Origin of the sequence: Saccharomonospora saliphila YIM 90502 (genome assembly GCF_000383795.1) — a bacterium.
GTDB lineage: Bacteria > Actinomycetota > Actinomycetes > Mycobacteriales > Pseudonocardiaceae > Saccharomonospora > Saccharomonospora saliphila.
The window spans coordinates 5800-9322 of record NZ_KB912664.1 but is presented as its reverse complement, the minus strand read 5'-3'; the positions used below and the strand labels follow the sequence as shown (position 1 = coordinate 9322).

General features: G+C 72.8%; 3 protein-coding genes. All 3 read left to right on the top strand.

What is annotated here, in order from left to right; translation table 11 throughout:
- Positions 1-984 (top strand): serpin family protein (locus SACSA_RS0110625; protein ID WP_019815748.1); only part of this gene is annotated, 984 nt, incomplete at its 5' end.
- Positions 981-2753: a hypothetical protein gene (locus SACSA_RS0110620; protein WP_019815747.1), complete on the top strand. Its 1773-nt coding sequence runs from the start codon at positions 981-983 to the stop codon at positions 2751-2753. The genes SACSA_RS0110625 and SACSA_RS0110620, both read left to right, overlap by 4 nt.
- Positions 2754-2982: 229 nt before the next feature.
- On the top strand, positions 2983-3523 hold a 541-nt coding region (locus tag SACSA_RS22455; RefSeq protein WP_048876661.1), incomplete at its 3' end, for a sigma-70 family RNA polymerase sigma factor.

Below are 3523 nucleotides of genomic sequence, written 5' to 3'. Positions count from 1 at the left end.
GACACCGCGCCCGCCGAGTCCGTCGCCGCGCTGGCGGAGCTGCTGCGCGCCGCGGCGACCCTGGACGAGGCGGCGCCCGCCGCGGACACCGCTCCTGGTGACACCACGGACGTGGACGGTGCCGCTCCCAAGCTGGCCGTGTCGAACACGCTCTGGGTGTGGCGCGACCTGCCGGTCAAGCCCGACTTCACCCGCGTTCTGGCCGACTGGCCGTCCGGCCGGGTCGTGACCGCGCCGTTCCCCGAGGACCCGGAGGGCACCCGTGCCGAGATCAACACCGACGTGGCCCGCACCACGCGCGAGTTGATTCCGGAGCTGTTGCCGCCCGGCACCGTGGGCGCGGACACGGTCGCCAGCGTCGTCAACGCGCTGTATCTGCGGGTGCCGTGGTCGACTCCCTTCCGGGCGGCCGACACGGAGGAGGCCGACTTCCACGCGCCCTCCGGGGTCCGGCGGGTGCCGATGATGCACCAGTCGGAGACGCTGGGCTATGCCGCCCGCGCGGGCTGGCGGCTGGTCACCCTGCCCGCCGACGGCGGGGTCACGGCCACGATCCTGCTGCCCGACCGGCCGCTGTCCGAGCACGAGCCGGAACTCGACGCCGACACCCTGGCCGAGCTGCTCGACGCCGAGCGCGAGACGCGCGTGAGCCTCTCGCTGCCCCGGCTGGCGCTGGACACCCGCGCCGCGTTGCGGCCCGCGCTGCTGTCGCTGGGCGTGCGCACGATGTTCGACCCCGCCTCCGACTTCGGCGAACTGTCCGACGATCCGAGGCTGACCGTGTCGGACGTGCTGCACGAGTCGGTGCTGCGCGTGGACGAGAGCGGACTCGAAGGCGCGGCGGCCACGGCCGCGATGATGCGGCTGGTGTCGATGCCCGCGGGTGAACCCGTCACCGTTCGGGTGGACCGGCCGTTCCTGCTGCTGGTGCGGCACGCGGCCACCGGGGTGGTGTACTTCCTGTCCCGGGTCGTCGAACCGTGAGCGCCACGACGGCCACGCCCGAGACCCCGCCGGAACCGGCCGTGGCGCGGCGCCGCCCGCCGTGGCCGAGGGTGGCCGACACCGTGGTGCTGGCCGTCTTCGTCGTCGCGGCGTTCGCGATCTACCGTCCACTCTGGCTGAACCTCTCCGAGGGCTACCTGCTGCACAGCGGGCAGGACCAGAACATGTGGGAGTGGTTCTTCGCGGTCACCGCCGACGCCGTGCTGCACTTCGAGAATCCGTTCGTCAGCACGCTGCAGAATCATCCGCTCGGGGTGAACCTCGCCGCCAACACCGCGATGTTCGGTATCGGCGTACCGCTGACTCCGGTCACCGTGCTCTTCGGACCGACCGTGACCTGGGCGCTGGTGCTCACCGGAGGTCTCGCGGGCACGGCGGCGGCCTGGTACTGGGTGCTCTCCCGGCATCTGGTGGACACCCGCGCGGGCGCGGCGGTCGGTGCGGCGTTCTGCGGGTTCGCGCCGCCGAACATCTCCCACGCCAACGCGCATCCGAATTTCGTGGCCCTGTTCGTGCCGCCGTTCATCGTGCTGTGCCTGCTCAAGATCGTGCGCGGGGCTCCGCCCGCGCGGGCCGGGGTGGTCCTCGGGCTGTTGGTGTCGTACCAGATCGCGCTGGGCAAGGAAGCCTTGCTGATCATGGCGACGACCCTGCTGGTGTTCGCCGTGACCTACGCGCTGATGCGGCCCGCGCACGCCGTGGCGCTGGCGCGGCCGCTCGGAACCGGCCTCGGGGTGGGTGCCCTGGTGTCGCTGGTGCTGGTGGCGGTGCCGCTGTGGTGGCAGTTCTTCGGCCCGCAGAGCTACCCGGGCATCGAGCACGGGCTGCGTGGCAACGACGCCGCCGCGTTCACGGCGTTCGCCACCGAGTCGCTGGCGGGCACCGACGAGAGCGCCGTCGGGCTGTCGATGAACCGTACCGAGGAGAACGCGTTCTTCGGGTGGCCGCTGGTGCTGCTGATGCTGGCGGTGACCGCCGGGCTGTGGCGGGTCGTCGTTGCCCGCGCGCTGGCCGTGACCATGCTGGTCATGGCGTGGTTGTCGATGGGCGTGCTGCTCGTGGTCGACGGTACGGCCACCGCGATCCCGGGGCCGTGGATGCTGTTGTTCGACGTGCCGCTCTTCGATTCCGTGCTGGAGTCCCGGTTCGCGCTCGGCTGTGTCCCGGTGATCGGTGTGCTGCTGGCGATGGCCACCGAGCGGGTACCGCGGCTGCCGGTGCGTCGCGAGTGGCGGCACGCGGCGGTGCTGGTGTGGTGCGGCGCGCTGGCGCTGGCGCTGGTGCCGATCGCGCCGACCGAACTGCGGGTCAGCGAACGTGCACCGGCACCGGACTTCTTCGCCGACGGCACGTGGCGCAAGCACGTGCACGACGGCTCGGTGGTGATGGTGCCGCCACCGGACCCGGGGGATGCGGACCCGCTGCACTGGCAGGTCCGCGCGGGGCTGGGGTTCCCGCTGGCCGAGGGGTACTTCGTCGGGCCGAACGACGACGGCGACGGCATCTACGGCGCCGTGCGCAGGCCCACCTCGGCGCTGCTGGAGACCGTCGCCGAGGACGGCGAGGTGCCCGAGATCGGCGCCGACGAGCGGGCCGACGCGCGGGTGGACCTGCGGTACTGGCGTGCGGACGTCCTGGTGCTTCCACTCGGCACGCCACAGGAGGACGAGCTGCGCACCACGGTCACCACCCTGCTCGACCACCCACCCCGCCTGGTCGACGACGTCTGGCTCTGGCCCACCCGCTGAGCCCCACCCCGCCCCACCCCGCGAGTTGCCCCCGCGTCCCCGCGAGTTGCCCCTGCGTGTCCGCGAGTTGCCCCTGCGTGCCCGCGAGTTGCCCCCGCGTGCCCGCGAGTTGCCCGCCGGGCACGCCGGTGAATGCCCCCATCGGGGCTCGTGTGCCGAGACAACACCGACTCGTCGACAGGATGGTCATGTCTGCGACTGACCGTGCCGGTGCGGCATACTCGGCGTGGTGACCTCCCCGCAGCCCTCCGCCGACGAGTGGGCGGACCGATTCACCGAGCTGCGCCCGCACCTGCGCTCGGTGGCCTACCGGCTCACCGGGGCCGTCTCGGACGCCGAGGACGCCGTGCAGGAGACGTGGCTGCGCCTGAGCACGATGGCCGCCGAGCGGCGCGGGCGGATTCGGGACCTGCGTGCGTGGTCGACGACCGTGGTGGGGCGCGTGTGCCTGGACCGGTTGCGGTCGGCCGCCGCGCGGCGTGAGTCGTACGTCGGCCAGTGGCTCCCGGAACCGATCGTGACGGAACTCGGCACGCCACGGAGCGAGGACCCACTCGACACCGTCGTGCGCGACGACGGGGTGCGGCTGGCGGCGATGGTAGTGCTCGACACGCTGCCGCCACCTCAACGGGTGGCGTTCGTGCTGCACGACGTGTTCGACGTGCCGTTCGCGGAGATCGCCGAGATCCTCGGGTGCACGTCGGCGTCGGCGCGGCAGCACGCCTCCCGGGGCAGGCGCGCGGTGGCCGAGGCCGACCCGCCGCCGAGGG